The 20,857-nt window shown below is 62.9% G+C and carries 23 protein-coding genes and 1 tRNA gene; 18 read left to right on the top strand and 6 right to left on the bottom strand.

Annotated features, from left to right (window positions below):
• Positions 1-1,119 (bottom strand): tRNA 2-selenouridine(34) synthase MnmH, encoded by a 1,119-nt coding sequence (gene mnmH, locus PPA02S_RS10445; protein WP_028631611.1) that lies wholly within the window; start codon positions 1,117-1,119, stop codon positions 1-3.
• Entirely contained in the window at positions 1,119-2,153 is a 1,035-nt protein-coding gene (selD, locus tag PPA02S_RS10440) for a selenide, water dikinase SelD (protein WP_028631610.1), read from the bottom strand. Before selD ends, mnmH begins: the two co-directional genes overlap by 1 nt.
• 110 nt (positions 2,154-2,263) lie before the next feature.
• Between selD and PPA02S_RS10435 the strand changes: the two genes are divergently transcribed.
• From PPA02S_RS10435 to phnE, 4 genes are read left to right on the top strand one after another with little or no spacing between them, the layout of a single operon-like run.
• Positions 2,264-3,118, top strand: coding sequence for a putative selenate ABC transporter substrate-binding protein (locus PPA02S_RS10435; protein ID WP_028631609.1), 855 nt, complete (start codon positions 2,264-2,266; stop codon positions 3,116-3,118).
• Positions 3,118-3,933: a phosphonate ABC transporter ATP-binding protein gene (locus PPA02S_RS10430; protein WP_080667798.1), complete on the top strand. Its 816-nt coding sequence runs from the start codon at positions 3,118-3,120 to the stop codon at positions 3,931-3,933. The genes PPA02S_RS10435 and PPA02S_RS10430 overlap by 1 nt, the downstream gene beginning before the upstream one ends.
• Positions 3,927-4,754 (top strand): PhnE/PtxC family ABC transporter permease, encoded by an 828-nt coding sequence (locus PPA02S_RS10425; RefSeq protein WP_028631607.1) that lies wholly within the window; start codon positions 3,927-3,929, stop codon positions 4,752-4,754. The genes PPA02S_RS10430 and PPA02S_RS10425 overlap by 7 nt, the downstream gene beginning before the upstream one ends.
• On the top strand, positions 4,751-5,524 hold the full coding sequence (phnE, locus tag PPA02S_RS10420; RefSeq protein ID WP_028631606.1) for a phosphonate ABC transporter, permease protein PhnE: 774 nt from the start codon (positions 4,751-4,753) through the stop codon (positions 5,522-5,524). Before PPA02S_RS10425 ends, phnE begins: the two co-directional genes overlap by 4 nt.
• A gap of 49 nt (positions 5,525-5,573) precedes the next feature.
• On the opposite strand, the gene PPA02S_RS10415 is transcribed toward phnE, so the two are convergent.
• Positions 5,574-6,467 carry a bestrophin family protein gene (locus PPA02S_RS10415; RefSeq protein ID WP_028631605.1) on the bottom strand — a complete coding sequence of 298 codons (894 nt, stop codon included), beginning with the start codon at positions 6,465-6,467 and terminating at the stop codon, positions 5,574-5,576.
• A gap of 242 nt (positions 6,468-6,709) precedes the next feature.
• Here PPA02S_RS10415 and PPA02S_RS10410 point away from each other — a divergent pair, with 242 nt between their 5' ends.
• Entirely contained in the window at positions 6,710-7,765 is a 1,056-nt protein-coding gene (locus tag PPA02S_RS10410; RefSeq protein WP_028631604.1) for a diguanylate cyclase, read from the top strand.
• Here PPA02S_RS10410 and PPA02S_RS10405 read toward each other — a convergent pair whose 3' ends face one another.
• The gene (locus tag PPA02S_RS10405; RefSeq protein WP_028631603.1) at positions 7,766-8,413 is read right to left on the bottom strand and encodes a trypsin-like peptidase domain-containing protein; all 648 of its coding nucleotides are present in this window, start codon (positions 8,411-8,413) and stop codon (positions 7,766-7,768) included. It abuts the gene before it with no gap.
• Positions 8,414-8,687: 274 nt separating this feature from the next.
• A tRNA-Leu gene (locus tag PPA02S_RS10400) sits at positions 8,688-8,772 on the bottom strand.
• 105 nt (positions 8,773-8,877) lie between these two features.
• Between PPA02S_RS10400 and queA the strand changes: the two genes are divergently transcribed.
• The 6 genes from queA (at position 8,878) to PPA02S_RS10370 (ending at position 14,943) form a co-directional block, all read left to right on the top strand.
• Positions 8,878-9,927, top strand: a complete 1,050-nt coding sequence (gene queA, locus PPA02S_RS10395; RefSeq protein WP_028631602.1) for a tRNA preQ1(34) S-adenosylmethionine ribosyltransferase-isomerase QueA — start codon at positions 8,878-8,880, stop codon at positions 9,925-9,927.
• Between the two features lie 14 nt (positions 9,928-9,941).
• The gene (tgt, locus tag PPA02S_RS10390; RefSeq protein WP_161629574.1) at positions 9,942-11,057 is read left to right on the top strand and encodes a tRNA guanosine(34) transglycosylase Tgt; all 1,116 of its coding nucleotides are present in this window, start codon (positions 9,942-9,944) and stop codon (positions 11,055-11,057) included.
• Between the two features lie 42 nt (positions 11,058-11,099).
• A complete protein-coding gene (gene yajC / locus PPA02S_RS10385) occupies positions 11,100-11,435 on the top strand; it encodes a preprotein translocase subunit YajC (RefSeq protein ID WP_016484964.1) in 336 nt (111 codons plus the stop codon).
• Between the two features lie 64 nt (positions 11,436-11,499).
• Positions 11,500-13,362 carry a protein translocase subunit SecD gene (gene secD / locus PPA02S_RS10380; RefSeq protein WP_028631600.1) on the top strand — a complete coding sequence of 621 codons (1,863 nt, stop codon included), beginning with the start codon at positions 11,500-11,502 and terminating at the stop codon, positions 13,360-13,362.
• Positions 13,363-13,372: 10 nt separating this feature from the next.
• Entirely contained in the window at positions 13,373-14,281 is a 909-nt protein-coding gene (gene secF / locus PPA02S_RS10375; RefSeq protein ID WP_028631599.1) for a protein translocase subunit SecF, read from the top strand.
• Between the two features lie 119 nt (positions 14,282-14,400).
• The gene (locus tag PPA02S_RS10370; protein WP_028631598.1) at positions 14,401-14,943 is read left to right on the top strand and encodes a glycine zipper 2TM domain-containing protein; all 543 of its coding nucleotides are present in this window, start codon (positions 14,401-14,403) and stop codon (positions 14,941-14,943) included.
• Positions 14,944-15,091: 148 nt separating this feature from the next.
• Here the strand turns inward: PPA02S_RS10370 and suhB are convergent, their stop codons facing one another.
• On the bottom strand, positions 15,092-15,910 hold the full coding sequence (gene suhB, locus PPA02S_RS10365) for a type III secretion system regulator SuhB (protein ID WP_028631597.1): 819 nt from the start codon (positions 15,908-15,910) through the stop codon (positions 15,092-15,094).
• 151 nt (positions 15,911-16,061) lie between these two features.
• On the opposite strand from suhB, the gene trmJ reads away from it, so the two are divergent.
• From trmJ to hscB, 7 genes are all read left to right on the top strand, one after another.
• Complete coding sequence (trmJ, locus tag PPA02S_RS10360; protein WP_028631596.1) at positions 16,062-16,817, top strand: tRNA (cytosine(32)/uridine(32)-2'-O)-methyltransferase TrmJ; 756 nt, start codon at positions 16,062-16,064, stop codon at positions 16,815-16,817.
• Between the two features lie 3 nt (positions 16,818-16,820).
• Entirely contained in the window at positions 16,821-17,606 is a 786-nt protein-coding gene (gene cysE, locus PPA02S_RS10355) for a serine O-acetyltransferase (protein WP_028631595.1), read from the top strand.
• A gap of 180 nt (positions 17,607-17,786) precedes the next feature.
• On the top strand, positions 17,787-18,278 hold the full coding sequence (gene iscR / locus PPA02S_RS10350; protein WP_028631594.1) for a Fe-S cluster assembly transcriptional regulator IscR: 492 nt from the start codon (positions 17,787-17,789) through the stop codon (positions 18,276-18,278).
• Positions 18,279-18,324: 46 nt separating this feature from the next.
• Entirely contained in the window at positions 18,325-19,539 is a 1,215-nt protein-coding gene (locus PPA02S_RS10345; protein WP_028631593.1) for an IscS subfamily cysteine desulfurase, read from the top strand.
• Between the two features lie 46 nt (positions 19,540-19,585).
• A complete protein-coding gene (gene iscU / locus PPA02S_RS10340) occupies positions 19,586-19,972 on the top strand; it encodes a Fe-S cluster assembly scaffold IscU (protein ID WP_003248539.1) in 387 nt (128 codons plus the stop codon).
• Between the two features lie 28 nt (positions 19,973-20,000).
• Positions 20,001-20,324, top strand: coding sequence for an iron-sulfur cluster assembly protein IscA (gene iscA, locus PPA02S_RS10335; protein WP_028631592.1), 324 nt, complete (start codon positions 20,001-20,003; stop codon positions 20,322-20,324).
• Between the two features lie 8 nt (positions 20,325-20,332).
• Positions 20,333-20,854, top strand: coding sequence for a co-chaperone HscB (hscB, locus tag PPA02S_RS10330; protein WP_028631591.1), 522 nt, complete (start codon positions 20,333-20,335; stop codon positions 20,852-20,854).
• The last annotated feature ends 3 nt before the right edge of the window (positions 20,855-20,857 follow it).

The raw sequence follows: 20,857 nt of genomic DNA, 5'->3' as shown, positions 1-20,857 counted from the left end.
TTACAGGCGCGGCGCCTGATGCCGCTGCGCCCGTGCCTTGAGGTACTCGCGCACTTCCAGGGCGTTGCCGGCAAACTCGATACGCTCGGCTTTGGCGTCCCGCTGGTAGGCGTACATCGGGTCGTAGTACTCGCTGAGCAACCCCTCGATCCAGCCCCGGTGCAGATCCACCGCGCCGCTGCGCTGCTGCTCATCCAGTGCCTGGGCGAGCAGCGCCGCAAGCCGTTGATGGCGCTCGCCGCCCAGGCGCTTGTAGATATTGGCCATGCTCTGCAGCATCCGCTGGGCGAACAACTGTAACCCCGCCGCGTGGCCATGCAGTGCCACGAACTCGGCGCTCAGGTCGATCACATAGTCACGCAGTATCCGCTCCACCCGGCCGTCGAAGCTGTCTTCCAGCCACACCATCGGGTACTGCTGCATGCCCTGGTAGAGCTCCAACGGGACCGTGCAGCTGCCCACGATACGGCCTTCGTCTTCCAGCACGAACTGGCTGACCCCACGGGCGCGTTTTTTCAGCACGTCGATGGCCAGTTGGTTTTCGAAGTCGATCTGCGCCGGTTGCGCGGTGGCGCGCTTGCCGAAGCTGGAGCCGCGGTGGTTGGCGTGGCCTTCCAGGTCCAGCACGTTGTCCAGTTGGTGCAGTACATCGGTTTTGCCGGTGCCGGTCAGGCCACCCAGCAGCACGAAGCCGCACTGGGCAACGGCTTGCTGGGTAGTCTCCAGCAGGTAGGTACGCAGGGCCTTGTAGCCGCCGGTGATGCGAGGGTAGCGGATACCGGCCTCATCACGTAGCCAGCCCTGAACGATCTGCGAACGCAGGCCGCCCCTGAAACAGTACAGGTAGCCTTCAGGGTGAGCCTGGGTGAACGCCACCCAGGCTTCCATGCGCGCCTGCTTGGTGTCACCCCCCACCAGGCGGTGGCCCAGCTCGATGGCGGCGGCCTGGCCCTGCTGTTTGAAGCAGGTGCCGACCTTCTGCCGCTCCTGGTCGTTCATCAGCGGCAGGTTGACCACGCCGGGGAAGGCGCCTTTGGTGAATTCGATGGGGGCGCGCATGTCCATCATCGGCACGTCGTTCAGGAAAAGCTGACGGAAGTCAGTGCAGTCGGGGCGCATCAAATGACCTCGACTGCGTGGCTCTGTCGCGCTACCAGGCTGCCGATGGGCGACAGCTGCAGGCCCAGCTCGGAGGCTACGGAGAGAAACGCTGCTTCACCTTCAGGGCTGACCGCCACCAGCAGGCCACCGCTAGTTTGTGGGTCGCATAGCAGGTGCTTCTGCTCGTCGCTGAGGGTGCCCAGCTTGTGCCCATAGCTTTCGAAATTGCGCAGGGTGCCGCCCGGGATGCAGCCTTCGGCCAGGTAGTGCTCGACGCCAGGCAGGCGTGGAACAGCGGCGTAGTCCAGGTGCGCCGTGAGGCCGCTGCCTTCTGCCAGCTCCACCAGGTGGCCAAGCAGGCCGAACCCGGTGACGTCGGTCATGGCCTTCACACTGTCGAGCTTGCCGAAACGGCTGCCTGCGGTGTTGAGGGTACACATCCAGTCACGGGCCAGGCCCCGGTCCTGATCGCGCAGCTTGGCTTTTTTCTCGGCGGTGGTGAGGATGCCGATGCCCAGCGGCTTGGTCAGGTAAAGGCGGCAACCTGCCGTGGCGGTGTCGTTGCGCTTGAGGTGGCGTTTGCTGACCACGCCGGTGACGGCCAGGCCGAAAATGGGCTCGGGCGCGTCTATGGAGTGCCCGCCGGCCAACGGAATGCCCGCTTCGGCACACACTGCACGGCCCCCGCGAATGACTTCGCGGGCGACTTCTGGCGGCAGCACGTTGACCGGCCAGCCAAGAATGGCGATGGCCATCAACGGGTCGCCGCCCATGGCGTAGATATCGCTGATGGCGTTGGTGGCTGCAATGCGCCCGAAATCGTACGGGTCATCGACGATCGGCATGAAGAAGTCGGTGGTCGACACCACGCCATGCTCATCGTCCAGCGCGTACACCGCCGCATCGTCGCGCGAGGCATTGCCCACCCACAGCTTGGGGTCCAGCGCCTGGGCGCCGCTTTCGGCAAGGATCACGTCCAGCACCTTGGGGGAGATCTTGCAGCCACAGCCGGCGCCATGGCTGTACTGGGTCAGGCGAATCGGCTCGCTCATGTGCACCTCGGCAGCTCAATGTATGGCGCGATTGTAGCAAAGCTGGCCTTTGAGCCCGGGCCTCTTATAATCCGTTGGGCGGCCGCTCGCCCCTCAACTGGAGAATACCCATGCTCAAACGTCCCCTGGCGCTCGCCGCCGGCCTTGTGCTGTCCTGCTGCACTGTTGTCGCCCAGGCGGCGGAAACCCTGCGCGTCAGCGCCATCCCGGATGAAGCGCCAACCGAACTGCAGCGCAAGTTCAAGCCGTTGGGCGAGTACCTGAGCAAGCAGTTGGGCATGGACGTGAAGTTCGTCCCCGTGGCCGACTACCCGGCCGTTGTCGAGTCGCTGGCATCCGACCGGCTGGACCTCGCCTGGCTGGGCGGTTTCACCTTTGTCCAGGTACACCTCAAGGACCCGACCGCCACCCCGCTGGTGCAGCGTGAGCAAGATGCCCAGTTCACGTCCAAGTTCATCACTGCCAACCCTGACGTGAAGAGCCTGGCCGACCTCAAGGGCAAATCCTTTGCCTTCGGCTCCATTTCCTCCACCTCCGGCAGCCTGATGCCGCGCTACTTCATGCTCAAGCAGGACAACATCAAGCCCGAGGGCTACTTCAGCCGGGTGGCCTATTCCGGTGCCCACGACGCCACCGTGGCCTGGGTGCAGGCGGGCAAGGTGGACGGCGGCGTGCTGAACGCCAGCGTGTGGCAGAAGCTGGTGGATGCCGGCAAGGTGGATACCAGCAAGGTCCGTGTGTTCGCTACCACGCCGACCTACTTCGACTACAACTGGACGGTGCGCGGCAACATGGACCCTGCGCTCAAGCAGAAGATCAAGCAGGCCTTCCTCGACCTGGACCCGGCCAACCCCGAGCAGAAGGCCATTCTGGACCTGCAGGCCGCGAGCCGCTTCATCGAGACCAAACCTGAAAACTACCAGGGCACCGAACAGGCTGCCCGCGAGGCCGGCCTGCTCAAGTGATGGCGGCTACGACTTCGGCGCTGGCAGTGCAACTGCACGGCGCCGGCTTGCGGCACGCCGCAGTGCGGGCGCTGGACGGCGTAAGCCTGGCAATCCGGCAAGGTGAGCGGGTGGCCATCATTGGCCCCTCGGGTGCCGGCAAGTCCAGCTTGCTGCACCTGATGGCCTCTGCGGTGCCGCCCAGCAGCGGTAGCCTGCACGTGCTCGGCGAGCAGCCTTGGGCGCTGTCTGCCAGGGCGCGCCAACGCCTGCGCGCCCAGGTGGGTTTGGTGCACCAGGCGCCGCCGCTGCCACCTCGCCAGCGCGTGGTCACGGCCGTACTCGCCGGTCGCCTCGGTCAATGGGGCGTGCTGCGGGGTTTGTTCAACCTGCTGTACCCCAGTGATATCTCCGGTGCACGCCGGGTGCTGGCCGAACTGGGCCTGGCTGACAAACTGTTCGTGCAGTGCGGGCAATTGTCAGGCGGGCAGTTGCAGCGGGTAGGCATTGCCCGCGCCCTGTACCAGCAACCCCGGCTGCTGCTGGCCGATGAACCGGTGTCGGCGATGGACCCGGTGCTGGCCGACCACAGCCTGGCCTTGCTCAACCGCCATGCCCAGGCCAACGGCGTGACGCTGGTGGCGAGCCTGCATGCCGTGGAACTTGCACTGGCGCACTTCCCGCGGGTGATTGGCATCCGCGATGGCCACGTGCTGTTCGACTGCCCGGCCGAAGCGGTCAGCGAACAACTGCTCAATGACTTGTACGCCAACGAGCACTTGGCGCCGGCGCCTGACCAGCCAGCACCCTTTTCTGTGCAGATGCCTCGATGTTGAAGGCTGATGCGCGCGACCCTGCATTGCTGCCGCGTTTGCTGCTTGGCCTGCTGGCTTTGGTGGTGCTGTGGCCCGGCATCCAGCTGAGTGAACTCAACCCCAGCGTGCTACTGCAGGCGGAAAACCGTCAGCAGATCGCCAGCTTTACGGCTGCGTTCTGGCCGCCCACCCATGATGTGCAGTTCATGGCACTGCTGCTGGACGCCACCCTGCAGACCTTGGCTGTCGCCACTGCCGGTATGGCCCTGGCACTGTTGCTTGCAGCACCGGCAGCGTTAATGGCCAGCCGGGCACTGTCGCTACGCGCCGCTTCCAGCAATGGGCGCGGGGCCGGGTGGTCGCGCTGGGTGCGCATGCCGGTGCGTGGAGTGCTGATCTTTCTGCGCAGCGTGCCGGAAATTGTCTGGGCGCTGTTGTTCGTACGGGCAGTGGGTTTGGGGCCGACGGCGGGGGTGCTGGCTATCGCTATTACCTACAGCGGCATGCTGGGCAAGGTCTATGCCGAGATTTTCGAATCGGTGGACCAGCGGCCGGCCCACGCGCTGCTGCATGCCGGTGCGGGCCGGCTGAGCGCGTTTTTCTACGGCATCTTGCCCAATGCGGCCGCTGAGGTGGTGTCGTACACCGTTTACCGTTGGGAATGCGCTATCCGCGCTTCAGTGGTGATGGGCTTTGTGGGGGCAGGGGGCCTGGGCCAGCAGATCGACCTGTCGATGCGGATGTTCGCTGGCGCCGAGGTGGCGAGCATGCTGCTGACATTCCTGGTACTGGTCATGTTGGCCGACGGTTTCAGCCGCCTGTTGCGCTGGAGGCTGACATGAACCGGCTGATCAACCTGGGGCTGGTAGCGGCGATTTTGGTGGCGGTGGTCGCGTCTTTCGCCTACCTCGGCTTGGATTTCCAGGCGCTGGTAGGTAACGGCGGCCTGGGGCAGATGGGCGAGTACGCCGGGCGTTTCCTGCACCCGGACCTGTCCGCCGGGCATGTGGGGGCGGTTGCCTACGGTGCGCTGGAAACCTTGGCCATGTCGGGCATGGGCACGTTGCTGGCGGTGGTGCTGGGGCTTCTGCTGGCCCTGCCTGCAGCCGGCCGCTTCGGGTGGCCGTTGCAGGCGGTGGCGCGGCTGCTGCTCAATGCTTTGCGTGCCATCCCGGAACTGGTGTGGGCGGCGCTGACGGTGCTGGCTGCAGGGCTAGGCCCCAACGCCGGTACCCTGGCCTTGGCCCTGCACACGGCGGGGGTGTTGGGCCGGCTGTTTGCCGAGGCGCTGGAAAACGCCCCCCCGGAACCCGCGGCGGCTATCCGGCTGCAGGGGGGTAGCCAGGTGGCTGCGTTCTGCTTCGGCACCTTGCCCAACCTGTGGCCGCAGCTGCTGGCGTACAGCCTGTACCGCTGGGAAAACAACATCCGCATGGCCAGCGTGCTGGGGTTCGTTGGGGCGGGCGGGTTGGGGCAGATGCTGTACACCACCCTCAGCCTGTTCCAGGAGGCGCAGGCCAGCACGGTGATCCTGGGCATGCTGGTGCTGGTGTTTGTGGTGGATGCCTTGAGCGATGTGTTGCGCCAGCGTTATGTGCGTGGCGGCAGGTGAGTGGGGGTTACCCTGCTCGCCCTGCGCCACCCCGGTTGCGCAAAAAGTATCAGGCAGTCACTGCCTCAGCGGACTGCGCGCCGCGCTGCATCGACTCCAGGTTCCGCTCGATGGTCTCGCAGATGGTGTCCATCTGGATCTGATGCTCGCTGAAGCGGAACGGGCTCTGCAGGTCGGTGCCGATGCGCTCGATGGCCAGCAGCATGAAGCCCACCACGGTAGACGCCAGGGGTGTGAACCATTCCAGCGATTCTACCAACCCCACCGGCACAATCAGGCAGAACAGGGTGATGAACAGCCGTGGAAAGTACACGTAGGGGTAGGGCAGGGGCGTATTGGCGATACGTTCCATGCCGCCCTGAGCATTGGACAAGTCCACTAGTGTCGACTCCAGGCGCGCCAGGCGAATGCTGTCAAGGCGCCCAGCCTGGTATTCACGTGCCAGCAGGGCAGCGGAGCCACTGACGATGTCGTTGGCGAAGTTGTTGGAGCGCGTGCGCCGCTCGAACTCCGCCTCGGGGATGAATGCGCCCAGTTCCTCCGCGCATTTTTCGCCCCTCAGCTGGGCCGCCAGGCAGTTCACATAGGCAATGTGCCGGCGCAGCAGGGTAGCCTTGACCGGGTTGAGGCCGTCTTCGGGGTCATCGATCAAGGTCAGCGTCTGCCGGGCGAAGCTACGCGAGCTGTTCACCAGGGCGCCCCACAATGTCCGTGCCTCCCACCAGCGGTTGTAGGCGCTGCTGTTGCGAAAGCTCACCAGCACCACCAGGGCCGAGCCTAGCAGGGTCAGCGGGATCAGCGGCAAGGTGAACTTGCTGTTGAAGAACAGCATGAAATCAATGGTGACCAGCACGTCCCAGATCAGCAGCCAGAACAGTGACCAGCCGATGTAGCCAATGGTCTTCACTGCCAGGCGATACTTGCGAATGATGACGTCTTTCAAATGGCGCACCTCAAACGTTTCAGTGTGCTGGATGGGACGTCGGGCAGTGGCGAAGGTTCGCAGGCTTGGTGTTGCAAACCATGTTCGCGCCACACCCTCACACCTGCGTCGCATTTCGTCCAACAGGTTTGCCCGCCTCGGCTCGATAGTGGCACAATGCCTTGTATCGAATGGCTGCCCATGCCCACGTTGCGTGGCCCGTCCGATGCATCTCCAGGGCAGCACTCCTTCGGTACCCCGCCATGAACCAGCGCACAGGCAAAGGCCTTTCTTTCGCCAGACGCATGTATGCCCCCCGCGCCATCGGTACCGGTCTCGGTTTTTTTTGTGTGCTGATCGGCATCTTCCCCCTGCAGCCTGCCGGCTGGGTGTGGGCACTGCTGTTTGCCCACGGCTTTGTCTGGCCGCACCTGGCCTATCAGCTTGCCCGCCGCTCCGGCGAACCGTTCCGCACCGAGCAACGCAACCTGGTCTTCGATGGCTTTGCCGGCGGCTGCTGGGCGGGCGTGATGGGGCTCAACCCACTGCCCAGCGTCATCATCCTGTCGATGATCGCCATGGACAAGATCGCTGCAGGCGGCTGGCACATGCTGTTCAAAACCTTGGCAGCCCAGGCAGCCGGCATCGCGTTGGGGCTGTGGCTGTATGGGCCGCCACTGTTCCCAGCCACCACCCAGGCGCAGATGCTGGCGTGCCTGCCAATACTGCTGATCTACCCCATGGCCATTGGCCTGATCTGTTATCAGGTGACCGTTCAGCTTGGCAAACACAAGCGCGCCCTGGCCCGCCTCAGCCAGACCGATGCGCTGACCGGCCTGAGCAACCACGGTGCGTGGAAGGCGTTGCTGCTGCGCGAATTCGAGCGTTGCCAGGCCGGTGGCGGTGGCAATTGCCTGGCGCTGATCGACGTCGACCATTTCAAGCAGGTCAATGACCGTTATGGCCACCTGGTTGGCGACAAGATCCTGCGGGTCATCAGTGCCACCTTGTCGCTGCACCTGCGCAAGCGCGACCCGGCAGCGCGCTACGGCGGTGACGAGTTCTGCGTGATGCTGCCCGAAACCACCCCCGCCCAGGCGCGTGAAGTGCTGGAGCGCCTGCGCCTTGCGGTGGAAGCCTTCCGCGACCCGGCGCTGCCAGAATTGGCGTTGAGCCTGAGCATTGGCGTGGCGCCGTATGAGCCGCATATGGCCAATGCCGAAGCCTGGCTGCATGCGGCGGACATGGCCCTGTACGGCGCCAAGAATGCCGGGCGCAACTGCATCATGTTGGCGCCCGCCACCCCGCAGCCGGCCTGATCAGGACTTGGCCGCGACGGCCACGTAGCCTTTCACCGACCCCGGTGCCCCTGGCTTGGCCTTGTGTGCCAGCAGGTACTGGTAGCGGCGCCATTCCTTGTCGATTTCGCTGAACGACATGAACACGCTGACCCGGTCCTTGCCGGCCAGGTCCGGCCGCTTGGCCGCGTCGATCTCGCTGGTGGGGATGATCGCGACGTTGATGCCAACCACATTGCCGTCATCGGCGAACACTGGCCCGCCAGACATGCCTTTGGTGATCGGGCCATCGTGCACCGAATAAAACACGCTGCCGGGCGTGCCATCCAGGCGCACCAGCGACGAGAGCGCATGGCCCTTGCCTTGCACCGGCATCATCAGGCTGTTGAAACCCACTGCCGTAACGGCTTCGCCTGGCACGTACTGGCGCCAATGCGGCACTGCGCTGGCCTTGTGCTTGAAGAACACCACATCCCCCAGGCCCTCGTGCACCACGTTGCGCAGGAAGGGGGTGTGCTTGGCAGTGACGGCGTAATCGTCGTTCCACTGTATGGCGCTGGCCATCAGCAGCATGGGCAGCGGCGCACCGGAGGTGACCACGAAGGCTTGGCTGTAGACAGGGTCTGAAACGTAGGACGTTGGCATTCCATTGCACCCACTGAGCAGCATCATTGCCGCCATGCAGGGCGCGATTGTCTTCATGGTTCACACGGAAGTGAGAGGGAAGGGTGCCGCAATATGGCTAAATGCCATTACTGAAGCAATACATTCGGCATATATCCGACGAATGTAAGCTTATGGACTGGTGTGGCCACTGGCCAATAGGCTTCCTGCATGGTTGTGCGGGGGGAAAATCAATAGCCTGGCGCCAGAGGCCGCGCAGGGGTGTGGCTGTGGAGCGGGCAAAAAAAAACCGACCACAAGGTCGGTTTTTTCCGGATTTTGGTGCCCCGAGGGAGACTCGAACTCCCACTCCTTTCGAAAACGGATTTTGAATCCGCCGCGTCTACCAATTCCGCCATCAGGGCGTGGCGCGCAGTATAGAGAGGTGCCGCTGGTCGGTCAATCGGCTTTCATGGTCAATTTTCACACATTGGGCTAAACTTCCCGGCCCTGCCGAACCGAACATCATCATGCGCGTCGCCGATTTCTCCTTCGAACTCCCTGATTCCCTGATCGCCCGCCACCCGCTGGCCGAGCGCCATGGCAGCCGTCTGCTGGTGCTCGATGGGCCAACCGGTGTGCTTGCGCACCGGCAATTTCCCGACCTGCTCGAATACCTGCGCCCCGGCGACCTGATGGTGTTCAACAACACCCGGGTCATTCCGGCACGGCTGTTCGGCCAGAAGGCGTCGGGCGGCAAGCTCGAAATGCTGGTGGAGCGGGTGCTGGACAGCCACCGTGTGCTGGCCCATGTGCGCGCCAGCAAAGCGCCCAAAGTGGGGGCGGTCATTTTGCTGGAGGGCGGCGGTGAAGCCGAGATGGTCGCCCGCCACGACACGTTGTTCGAGCTGCGCTTCACTGAAGAAGTGCTACCGCTGCTCGACCGGGTCGGCCACATGCCCCTGCCGCCCTACATCGACCGCCCCGACGAAGGCGCGGACCGCGAGCGCTACCAGACCGTCTATGCCGAGCGCGCCGGCGCCGTTGCCGCGCCCACTGCAGGCTTGCACTTCGATGAGGCCCTGCTGGCGCAAATTGCCGCCATGGGCGTAGAGCGTGCCTTCGTCACCCTGCACGTAGGGGCCGGCACCTTCCAGCCGGTACGGGTGGACAACATCGAAGACCACCACATGCATAAAGAGTGGCTCGAAGTGAGCCAGGATGTGGTCGATGCCATCGAGGCGTGCCGCGCCCGTGGCGGGCGGGTAATCGCAGTCGGTACCACCAGCGTGCGCTCGCTGGAAAGCGCAGCCCGTGATGGCGTGCTCAAGCCGTTCAGCGGCGACACCGACATCTTTATCTACCCGGGCCGCCCGTTCCATGTGGTAGACGCCCTGGTCACCAATTTCCACTTGCCCGAGTCCACGCTGCTGATGCTGGTCTCGGCCTTTGCCGGCTACCCCCAGACCATGGCTGCCTACGCGGCGGCGGTCGAGCAGGGGTACCGCTTCTTCAGTTACGGTGATGCCATGTTCATCACCCGCAATCCGGCGCCACGCGGGCCCGAGGATCAAGCATGAGTCGCACCTGTCGAATGTCCTTCGAACTGCTGGCCACCGACGGCAAGGCCCGTCGGGGCCGCATCACCTTCCCCCGTGGCACCGTCGAAACCCCGGCGTTCATGCCGGTGGGCACCTATGGCACGGTCAAGGGCATGCTGCCCCGCGACATCGAGGCGATCGGCGCCGAGATGATCCTGGGCAACACCTTCCACCTGTGGCTGCGCCCGGGCACCGAGGTGATCAAGAAGCACAACGGCCTGCACGACTTCATGCAGTGGAAAGGCCCGATTCTTACCGATTCCGGTGGTTTTCAGGTGTTCAGCCTGGGGGCCATGCGCAAGATCAAGGAAGAGGGCGTGACCTTCGCCTCGCCGGTGGACGGCTCCAAGGTGTTCATGGGCCCTGAAGAATCCATGCAGGTGCAGCGTGACCTGGGCTCGGACGTGGTGATGATCTTCGACGAGTGCACCCCGTACCCGGCCGAGCACGACATTGCCCGTACCTCCATGGAGCTGTCGCTGCGCTGGGCCCAGCGTTCGAAGAATGCCCACGCCGACAATACGGCGGCGCTGTTCGGCATCGTCCAGGGCGGCATGTACCAGGACCTGCGCATGCGCTCGCTGGAAGGCCTGGAGAACATTGGTTTCGACGGCCTGGCCATTGGTGGCCTGTCGGTGGGCGAACCCAAGCACGAGATGATCAAGGTGCTGGATTACCTGCCAGGCCAGATGCCTGCTGACAAACCTCGTTACCTTATGGGGGTAGGCAAACCGGAAGATCTCGTTGAGGGTGTGCGCCGCGGCGTCGACATGTTCGACTGCGTGATGCCAACGCGTAACGCACGTAACGGCCATCTGTTTGTTGATACAGGGGTGATCAAGATCCGCAACGCGTTCCATCGTCATGATGAATCGCCGCTGGACCCGACCTGTGATTGCTACACCTGCAGCAACTTCTCCCGCGCGTATCTGCACCACTTGGACAAGTGCGGCGAAATGCTGAGCAGCATGCTGAATACCATCCACAACTTGCGCCATTACCAGCGCTTGATGGCCGGTTTACGCGAGGCTATTCAACAGGGTAAATTGGCCGCCTTTGTCGACGCCTTCTACGCCAAGCGCGGGCTGCCTGTGCCGCCCTTGGACTGACTGTTTGCATCCATTATTAGAACATTGCATTAGGAGTGCCCAATGAGCTTCTTCATCCCCGCCGCGTACGCGGACGCTGCTGCACCTGCCGCTGGCCCTGCCGGCACCGGTTTCGAGTGGATCTTCCTGGTCGGCTTCCTGGTCATCTTCTACCTGATGATCTGGCGCCCGCAGGCCAAGCGTGCCAAAGAGCAGAAGAACCTGCTGGGCAACTTGCAAAAAGGTGACGAAGTTGTCACCAACGGCGGTATCGCCGGCAAGATCGTCAAGGTGTCCGATGATTTCGTGGTGCTGGAAGTGTCCGACACTGTCGAACTGAAGTTCCAGAAGGGTGCCATTGCGGCCACCCTGCCAAAAGGTACGCTCAAGGCTATCTGAGTTACCGGTTTCATTTTTCCAGTCGGGGCGCGCAACGCGCCCCGCGTCTTGAACGGGCGGCGTGATGCTGAACAAATACCCTCTGTGGAAATACGCACTGATCCTGGTGGTACTGGCGATCGGTTTTATTTATTCCGCTCCCAACCTCTACCCGGATGATCCGGCTGTACAGATCAGTGGTGCCAGCTCGGCGCTGCAGGTCAGCCAAGTCGACCTCGATCGCGTCAGCAAAGCGCTGGTCGATGCCAAGATCACCGTGAAAGGCACCAGCCTGGGTGAGAAGGGCAGTGGCTTGATCCGCCTGACCAACCAGGAAGACCAGCTGCCAGCCAAGGATGTAGTGCGCAAGGCGCTGGGCGATGATTACGTCGTGGCCCTGAACCTGGCCCAGACCACGCCGACGTGGCTGCGCAACCTGGGTGCCAGCCCGATGAAGCTGGGCCTGGACCTGTCCGGTGGTGTGCACTTCCTGCTGGAAGTGGACATGGACAAGGCCATGAGCGCCCGCATGAAAGTCTACGAAGGCGAGGTCAAGACCTTGCTGCGTAAGGAGCGCATACGCTACCGCAGCCTGCCGCAGCAGGATGGCGGCATCATGCTGGGCTTCTCCGACGACGCGACCCGCGAACAGGCACGTGCCCTGGTACGCAAGAATTTCAGCGATTTCGACCTGACCACTACCGAGCGTAACGACCTCGCCGTGCTGCGCCTGGCGCTTACCCAGGCCAAGGTCGCCGAAATCCGCGAATACTCCATCAAGCAGAACCTCACCACCGTGCGTAACCGGGTCAACGAACTGGGTGTCGCCGAGCCGCTGGTACAGCGCCAGGGCGCCAACCGTATCGTGGTCGAGCTGCCGGGTGTGCAGGACACTGCCGAAGCCAAGCGTATCCTGGGTAAAACCGCCAACCTGGAGTTCCGCTTCGGTGCCGAGCCAGGCGCTTCCAAGGCCACCACCGAGGTGTTCGAGTTCCGTGAAGGTGGCCGTTCTGCCCCTGTCGAGCGTGGCTTGATCATCACCGGCGACCAGGTGACCGATGCCCAGGCCAGCTTCGACGAGCACGGCCGCCCACAGGTGAACATTCGCCTGGATGGCCACGGTGGCGAGCTGATGAGCCGCGCCACGCGTAGCAACGTGGGCCGCAGCATGGCGGTGATCTTCATCGAGCAGAAACCGATCACCCGCTACGTCAAGCAAACTGTCGACGGCGTCGAGAAAGACGTCGCGGTGCAGAGCTTCCAGGAAGAGAAAAAGATCATCAGCCTGGCGACCATCCAGTCGCCGCTGGGCAGCCAGTTCCGCATCACCGGCCTCAACGGCCAGGGTGAGTCGTCGGAACTGGCACTGCTGCTGCGCGCCGGTGGTCTGGCGGCGCCGATGTACTTCGCTGAAGAACGTACCATTGGCCCAAGCCTGGGTGCCGACAACATCACCAAGGGCATCGACGCGTCGCTGTGGGGCATGTTGTTCGTCTCGCTGTTCATCATCGCCATCTACCGCGGCTTCGGCGTGATCGCCACCATCGCCTTGGCGGGCAACATGGTGCTGCTGCTGGCGTTGATGTCGTTGCTGGGCGCCACGCTGACCCTGCCGGGTATCGCCGGTATCGTGTTGACCATGGGTATGGCGGTGGACGCCAACGTGCTGATCTTCTCGCGTATCCGCGAAGAGCTCAAAGCCGGCATGTCGGTGCAGCGCGCCATTCACGAAGGTTTCAACCGCGCCTATACCGCGATCATCGACGCCAACCTGACCAGCCTGCTGGTAGGCGGCATCCTGTTCGCCATGGGTACCGGCCCGGTCAAGGGCTTTGCGGTCACCATGTCCCTCGGGATTTTCACCTCGATGTTCACCGCCGTCATGGTGACCCGTGCAATGGTCAACCTGACCTGCGGCGGGCGTGACATCAAGAAGCTGTGGGTATGAGGGAGCTGCGATGAAAACCATCAATTTCATGGGCGTGCGCAATGTCGCGTTCGCCATTACCGTACTCCTCACCGTGCTGGCATTGGTCAGCTGGTGGCAGAAAGGCCTTAACTTCGGCCTGGACTTCACCGGCGGTACGCTGATCGAGCTGACCTACGAGCGCCCGGCTGACCTGAAGGCGGTGCGCGCCGAGCTGAACGATTCTGGCTTCCATGAAGCCATCGTGCAGAGCTTTGGTGCCACCACCGACCTGCTGGTGCGCATGCCGGGTGATGACCCGCAACTGGGCAACAAGGTGGCTGCCGCGCTGCAGAAGGCGGGTGGGGACAACCCGGCCACGCTCAAGCGCGTCGAGTTCGTGGGGCCGCAAGTGGGTGAAGAGCTGCGCGACCAGGGTGGCATGGGCATGCTGCTGGCGTTGGGCGGCATCCTCATCTACCTGGCGTTCCGCTTCCAGTGGAAGTTCGCCGTGGGTGCGATCATTTCGCTGATCCACGACGTGGTGGTCACCCTGGGTATTCTGTCGTTCTTCCAGATCACCTTCGACCTGACCGTGCTGGCGGCCGTGCTGGCGATCATCGGTTACTCGCTGAACGACACCATCGTGGTATTCGACCGGGTACGTGAAAACTTCCGGGTGATGCGCAAGGCGTCGTTGATCGAGAACATCAACGTGTCCACCACCCAGACCCTGCTGCGTACCATCGCCACGTCGGTGTCTACCTTGCTGGCCATCGCTGCGCTGCTGTTCTTCGGCGGCGACAACCTGTTCGGCTTCTCGTTGGCGCTGTTCATCGGTGTGATGGCGGGTACTTACTCGTCGATCTACATCGCCAACGTGGTGTTGATCTGGCTGAACCTGAACAGCGAAGACCTGATCCCGCCGGCCAAGGCCGAGGGCGTGGACGACCGCCCGTAACGGAATCTTCCTTCCGTTGGGCAGGCAAAAGGGCGCGAGTATTGAACTCGCGCCCTTTTTTTTGCTCCAAGGCAGGGAGAAGGCGGGCACAGCCCCGTAAGTACGGTCAGGAGGTTCACGTGAATAAATCAATGCTGGTGGGTGCGGTTCTGGGTGCTGTCGGTGTTACCGCCGGAGGTGCTGTGGCGACCTACAGCTTGGTGAACAAAGGGCCTGAATATGCCCAGGTCACTGACGTGCAGCCGATCAAGCAGCAGGTCAAGACGCCGCGCGAAGTGTGCAAGGACGTTACCGTCACCCGTCAGGCCCCGGTGAAAGACCAGCACCAGATTGCAGGTACTGTGGTGGGTGCGCTGGCCGGTGGCCTGTTGGGTAACCAGATCGGTGGCGGCACCGGCAAGAAGATCGCGACGGTGGCCGGTGCGGTAGGTGGCGGTTATGCCGGCAACAAGGTGCAGGAAGGCATGCAGCAGCGTGACACCTACACCACCACGCAAACCCGCTGCAACACGGTCAATGACATCAGTGACAAGGTGGTGGGGTATAACGTGAAGTACACCATCGGCGACCAGGTCGGCCATGTGAAGATGGACCGCGAGCCCGGCTCGACCATTCCGCTGGACAAGAACGGCAAGTTGATTTTGAGTGATGCTGGCCAGTGATTGATGCGGCGTGAGCTGGCCTCTTCGTGGGTAAACCCTCTCCTGCTAGAGGGCGTTTATTAGCGAATAGGCAGGTTCAGGCTACACAAAGCTATCAGGCACAAAAAAGCACCCCGAGGGGTGCTTTTTGCATTTCGGCGATCTGCGCTTAGCGCTTCATGCTCTCTGGCAGGTGCGGCTGGATAGCCGTCAGTACTGCCTTGAAGCACTTGATGTTGCCGGCAACGATGTGACCTTTTTCGAGGAAGTCGTGGCCCCCGTTGAAGTCGCTCACCAGGCCGCCAGCTTCCTGCACCAGCAGCACGCCTGCTGCCATGTCCCATTCCGACAGGCCCGATTCCCAGAAGGCATCGAAGCGGCCGGCGGCCACGTAGGCCAGGTCCAGGCTGGCAGAGCCGGCGCGGCGGATGCCGGCAGTCTGGCCGGTGAGGGCGCGGAACATACCCAGGTAGTTGTCCAGGTCGGCCATTTGGCTGTCACGGAACGGGAAGCCGGTGCCCAGCAGGGCGCCATCAAGGCTGGTGCGCGAGCTGACCCGCAGGCGACGGCCATTGAGCTGGGCGCCACGGCCGCGGCTGGCGGTGAATTCTTCCTGGCGAACCGGGTCGACGATGACGGCGTGCTCCAGGCGGCCGCGGTACTTGCAGGCGATGCTGACGGCAAAGTGCGGGATGCCGCGCAGGAAGTTGGTGGTGCCGTCCAGCGGGTCGATGACCCACAGGTAATCCTTGCCTTCCTCGCCGGAGCCGGCGTGCAGGCCGGTTTCCTCGCCCTGGATGGAGTGGTTCGGGTAGGCCTTGCGCAGGGCATTGACGATGCTTTGCTCGGCAGCGCGATCGACTTCGGAAACGTAGTCCTTGGCCTCTTTCTCATCGACCTTGATGCTATCCAGGCGTTCGATGGAGCGGAAAATCAGTTCACTGGCGCTGCGAGCGGCGCGCAGGGCGATATTCAGCATAGGCTGCATGGGCGGGTCACCTGGAGATGTTAAAGAAGAAAGCCGATCATTCTAGCAGAAAACTTTGACGGCAAAAGGGTCACATGCGCTTCCTTGGCGTTACGCCCGTCGGTTCTGTAAGATCGATGGCCCTGATTTCTGCATCTGTGAGCACAACACCTTGCTGCAAAATATTCGTGTTGTTCTGGTCAATACCAGCCACCCCGGCAACATCGGCGGCGCTGCGCGTGCCATGAAAAACATGGGCCTGACGCGCCTGGTGCTGGTGCAGCCCAAGGAATTCCCGGCAGCGGACGCCAGTGCCCGCGCGTCCGGTGCCGACGATGTGCTGGGCGCCGCCGTAGTGGTCGACAGCCTCGAACAGGCATTGGTTGGCTGCAACCTGGTCATGGGCACCAGTGCCCGTGAGCGCAGTATCCCCTGGCCGCTGATCGGCCCCCGTGACTGCGGCGCCAAGGCCGTGGAGCACGCTGGCACCGGTGAGGAGGTCGCCCTGGTATTCGGGCGTGAACACGCCGGGCTGACCAACGAAGAACTGCAGCGATGTCACTTCCACGTGCACATTCCCTCCAACCCCGGCTTCAGTTCGCTGAACCTGGCCGCCGCCGTGCAGGTGCTTGCCTATGAGGTGCGCATGGCATGGCTGGCGGCCGAGCCCGCGCCGGGCAAGGTAGAAAAAGTTGATGCCAACGAGTTGGCAACCATGGACGAAATGGAGCTGTTCTACGACCACCTGGAAAAAACCCTGGTGGGTATCGGCTTCCTCGACCCGGAGAAACCCAAGCACCTCATGCCGCGCTTGCGCAGGCTGTATGGTCGGGTGGCGGTCGAGCGTTCGGAAATGAGCATTTTGCGCGGCATCCTCACCGAGACCCAGAAAGTGGTCCGTGGCGAGCCGCATAAACGGAAGGACTGACAGATGTTCGAACGCCTGCGTGAAGATATTCAAAGCGTTTTCCACCGTGACCCGGCTGCCCGCAACGCCTTCGAAGTGCTGACCTGCTACCCGGGCATGCATGCCATCTGGCTGCACCGCCTGGGCAATGCCCTGTGGAAACGCGACTTCAAGTGGCTGGCGCGGCTGGTGTCCAACTTCGGGCGCTGGCTGACCGGCATCGAGATCCACCCCGGCGCCACCATTGGCCGGCGTTTCTTCATCGACCATGGCATGGGCATCGTCATCGGTGAAACGGCCGAGATCGGCGACGATGTCACCCTCTACCAAGGCGTCACCCTGGGCGGTACCAGCTGGAACAAGGGCAAGCGCCACCCCACCCTGGAAAACGGCGTGGTGGTAGGGGCGGGGGCCAAGGTGCTGGGGCCCTTCACGGTAGGTGCCGGGGCCAAGATCGGTTCCAATGCGGTGGTGACCAAGGCGGTGCCGGCTGGCGCCACTGCGGTTGGCATCCCGGGGCGGATCATCGTCAAGAGCGAAGACACCGAGCTGGAAGCCCGGCGCAAGGCCATGGCGGAAAAGATCGGCTTCGACGCCTATGGCGTCAGCGGCGACATGCCAGACCCGGTCGCCCGTGCCATCGGTCAGATGCTCGACCACTTGCAAGCCGTGGACGAACGCCTGGAGGGTATGTGTGGTGCGCTGACCCGCATGGGCAGTGATTACTGCGCCAAGGAGCTGCCGGCGCTGCCGGAGGATGAGTTCACCGAGGCCGCCCAGTTGGCCCAGCGCGACGCTCGGTCGCATTGATTGCGCCACACCCGAAGCACGCCCCGGACAGGGGCGTGTGCTAAACGCCCCCTGTCTGCTACAATCGCGCCGCCCTCCCGTGTGCAAACCCGACTAAAGCAGTAGGTCTAATAGTTGACTTAAATGCTCGGGAATCGCATACTCGCACACATCCCGAAACTCCCGTGGTACCCAATAGCCATGCGACTGACTACCAAAGGCCGATACGCCGTCACTGCCATGCTCGACCTGGCGTTGCACGCGCAGCATGGGCCGGTTTCTTTGGCGGACATTTCCGAGCGCCAGGGCATATCCCTCTCTTATCTGGAGCAGCTGTTCGCCAAGCTGCGCCGCAGCAGCCTGGTATCCAGCGTGCGCGGCCCGGGCGGCGGCTACCAGCTCTCGCGGGGCATGGAAACCATCCAGGTTGCCCAGGTCATCGACGCGGTCAACGAATCGGTCGACGCCACCCGTTGCCAGGGGCTCGGGGACTGCCACGCCGGTGATACCTGCCTGACCCACCACCTGTGGTGCGACCTCAGCCAGCAAATTCACGAATTCCTCAGCGGCATCAGCCTGGCCGACCTCGTCAAGCGCCGTGAGGTGCAGGAAGTCGCCCAGCGCCAGGACCTGCGCCGTGTCGCCGGCCTGTCTGCCCAGCTGGACAAGATTGAGACGTCCGCCGTCGATTGATCCCCCAAGGACGACGAGCGACGCCACCGCCTGATAGGAGAGAAAAATGAAGTTGCCGATCTACCTCGATTACTCCGCGACCACGCCGGTTGACCCACGCGTGGCCCAGAAGATGGCCGACTGCCTGACGGCGGACGGCAACTTCGGTAACCCTGCCTCGCGCTCCCACGTTTTCGGCTGGAAGGCCGAAGAAGCGGTCGAGCACGGCCGTCGCCAGGTTGCCGAACTGATCAATGCCGACCCGCGCGAGATCGTCTGGACCAGCGGTGCCACCGAGTCTGACAACCTCGCCCTTAAAGGTGTCGCGCACTTCTATCACACCAAGGGCAAGCACATCATCACCTCCAAGATCGAGCACAAGGCGGTCCTGGACACGGCTCGCCAGCTGGAGCGTGAAGGCTTTGAAGTGACCTACCTCGAGCCAGGCGCAGACGGCGTCGTCACCCCGGCCATGGTTGAGGCGGTGCTGCGCGATGACACCATCCTGGTGTCGCTGATGCACGTGAACAACGAAGTCGGCTCGATCAACGACATCGCCGCCATTGGCGAACTCACCCGCTCGCGCGGTGTGCTGTTCCACGTCGACGCTGCGCAGTCCGCCGGCAAGGTCGAAATCGACCTGCAAAAGCTCAAGGTCGACCTGATGTCGTTCTCGGCGCACAAGGTCTACGGCCCCAAAGGGATCGGCGCGCTGTATGTCAGCCGCAAACCGCGGGTACGCCTTGAAGCCACCATTCATGGCGGTGGCCACGAGCGCGGCATGCGTTCGGGCACCCTGCCAACCCACCAGATCGTTGGCATGGGCGAAGCCTTCGCCATCGCCAAGCAGGAAATGGCCGCCGAGAACGTGCGCATCAAGGCCCTGAGCGACCGCTTCTTCAAGCAGGTTTCCAGCCTGGAAGAGCTGTACGTCAATGGCAGCCAGACTGCTCGTGTGCCGCACAACCTGAACCTGAGCTTCAACTATGTCGAAGGCGAGTCGCTGCTGATGTCGCTGAAGGACATTGCTGTATCGTCCGGTTCGGCCTGCACATCCGCTTCGCTCGAGCCTTCGTACGTACTGCGTGCGCTGGGCCGCAACGACGAGCTGGCGCACAGCTCGATCCGTTTCTCCTTCGGCCGCTTCACCACCGAGGCAGAAGTGGACTACGCCGCGCAGAAAGTCTGCGAGGCGGTGAACAAACTGCGTGAACTGTCGCCGCTGTGGGATATGTACAAAGACGGCGTTGACATCTCCAAGATCGAGTGGGCCGCCCACTAAGCAGTCGCCGGCAAGAGCGGCTCCCTGATGAGGAAGGAATTGCACCATGGCATACAGTGAAAAGGTCATCGACCACTACGAAAACCCGCGCAACGTCGGCAAGATGAATGCCGAGGACCCCGATGTCGGTACCGGCATGGTCGGCGCCCCTGCGTGTGGCGACGTGATGCGTCTGCAAATCAAGGTCAACGAGCAGGGCGTCATCGAAGACGCCAAGTTCAAGACCTACGGCTGCGGTTCGGCCATCGCTTCCAGCTCTCTGGCCACCGAGTGGATGAAGGGCAAGACCCTGGACGAAGCCGAAACCATCAAGAACACCCAGCTGGCCGAAGAACTGGCGTTGCCGCCGGTCAAGATCCACTGCTCGGTACTCGCCGAAGATGCCATCAAGGCAGCTGTACGCGATTACAAGCAGAAAAAAGGCTTGATCTAAGTCGCCTGTTGCGAGGTAAGGAGCTCTGATGGCTATCAGCATGACAGAAGCCGCCGCCAACCACGTGCGGCGTTCCCTGGAAGGGCGCGGCAAGGGTGAAGGCATTCGCCTGGGCGTGCGCACCACCGGCTGCTCGGGCCTGGCCTACGTGCTGGAGTTCGTCGACGAGCTGGCTGCGGAAGACGAGGTGTTCGAGAACCATGGTGTCAAGGTGATCATCGATCCCAAGAGCCTGGTCTACCTTGACGGTACCGAGCTGGACTTCGTCAAGGAAGGGTTGAACGAAGGCTTCAAGTTCAACAACCCCAACGTGCGCGGTGAGTGTGGCTGCGGCGAAAGCTTCAACGTCTGAGGCTGGCCGTGGGTACTCCTTGTCACTTCGCATTATTCGACCTGCAGCCAAGCTTCCGCCTGGATCTCGACGAGCTGGCCACTCGCTATCGCGCGTTGGCCCGTGATGTTCATCCTGATCGCTTTGCCGACGCTTCCGAGCGTGAGCAGCGCGTGGCGCTGGAAAAGTCCGCAGCCCTCAACGATGCGTACCAGACCTTGCGCAGCGCGCCGCGCCGCGCACGCTACCTGCTGGCCATCGGTGGCCACGAAGTGCCCCAGGAAGTCACGGTCCACGACCCGGACTTCCTGTTGCAGCAGATGCAGTGGCGTGAAGAGCTCGAAGAGCTGCAGGATGAAGCGGATCTCGACGGCGTTGCCGTGTTCAAGAAGCGCCTGAAGGTTGCCCAGGACACGCTGAACGACGATTTCGCCGCCTGCTGGGATGTTGCTGCAGAGCGCGAGCAGGCCGAGCGCCTGATGCGCCGCATGCAGTTCCTCGACAAGCTCGCCCAAGAAGTGCGCCAACTCGAAGAGCGCCTCGACGATTAACCC

The sequence above is a fragment of the Pseudomonas parafulva NBRC 16636 = DSM 17004 genome (assembly GCF_000730645.1).
GTDB lineage: Bacteria > Pseudomonadota > Gammaproteobacteria > Pseudomonadales > Pseudomonadaceae > Aquipseudomonas > Aquipseudomonas parafulva.
Note: the sequence above shows the minus strand (reverse complement) of the source record. Positions and strands in the feature narration are given on the sequence as shown.

Bases quoted from the DNA above. Each gene is read 5' to 3' on its own strand.
- mnmH (WP_028631611.1), bottom strand. From the start codon at position 1,119: ATGCGCCCCGACTGCACTGACTTCCGTCAGCTTTTCCTGAACGACGTG.
- selD (WP_028631610.1), bottom strand. From the start codon at position 2,153: ATGAGCGAGCCGATTCGCCTGACCCAGTACAGCCATGGCGCCGGCTGT.
- PPA02S_RS10435 (WP_028631609.1), top strand. From the start codon at position 2,264: ATGCTCAAACGTCCCCTGGCGCTCGCCGCCGGCCTTGTGCTGTCCTGC.
- PPA02S_RS10430 (WP_080667798.1), top strand. From the start codon at position 3,118: ATGGCGGCTACGACTTCGGCGCTGGCAGTGCAACTGCACGGCGCCGGC.
- PPA02S_RS10425 (WP_028631607.1), top strand. From the start codon at position 3,927: ATGTTGAAGGCTGATGCGCGCGACCCTGCATTGCTGCCGCGTTTGCTG.
- phnE (WP_028631606.1), top strand. From the start codon at position 4,751: ATGAACCGGCTGATCAACCTGGGGCTGGTAGCGGCGATTTTGGTGGCG.
- PPA02S_RS10410 (WP_028631604.1), top strand. From the start codon at position 6,710: ATGAACCAGCGCACAGGCAAAGGCCTTTCTTTCGCCAGACGCATGTAT.
- PPA02S_RS10405 (WP_028631603.1), bottom strand. From the start codon at position 8,413: ATGCTGCTCAGTGGGTGCAATGGAATGCCAACGTCCTACGTTTCAGAC.
- queA (WP_028631602.1), top strand. From the start codon at position 8,878: ATGCGCGTCGCCGATTTCTCCTTCGAACTCCCTGATTCCCTGATCGCC.
- tgt (WP_161629574.1), top strand. From the start codon at position 9,942: ATGTCCTTCGAACTGCTGGCCACCGACGGCAAGGCCCGTCGGGGCCGC.
- yajC (WP_016484964.1), top strand. From the start codon at position 11,100: ATGAGCTTCTTCATCCCCGCCGCGTACGCGGACGCTGCTGCACCTGCC.
- secD (WP_028631600.1), top strand. From the start codon at position 11,500: ATGCTGAACAAATACCCTCTGTGGAAATACGCACTGATCCTGGTGGTA.
- secF (WP_028631599.1), top strand. From the start codon at position 13,373: ATGAAAACCATCAATTTCATGGGCGTGCGCAATGTCGCGTTCGCCATT.
- suhB (WP_028631597.1), bottom strand. From the start codon at position 15,910: ATGCAGCCTATGCTGAATATCGCCCTGCGCGCCGCTCGCAGCGCCAGT.
- cysE (WP_028631595.1), top strand. From the start codon at position 16,821: ATGTTCGAACGCCTGCGTGAAGATATTCAAAGCGTTTTCCACCGTGAC.
- iscR (WP_028631594.1), top strand. From the start codon at position 17,787: ATGCGACTGACTACCAAAGGCCGATACGCCGTCACTGCCATGCTCGAC.
- PPA02S_RS10345 (WP_028631593.1), top strand. From the start codon at position 18,325: ATGAAGTTGCCGATCTACCTCGATTACTCCGCGACCACGCCGGTTGAC.
- iscU (WP_003248539.1), top strand. From the start codon at position 19,586: ATGGCATACAGTGAAAAGGTCATCGACCACTACGAAAACCCGCGCAAC.
- iscA (WP_028631592.1), top strand. From the start codon at position 20,001: ATGGCTATCAGCATGACAGAAGCCGCCGCCAACCACGTGCGGCGTTCC.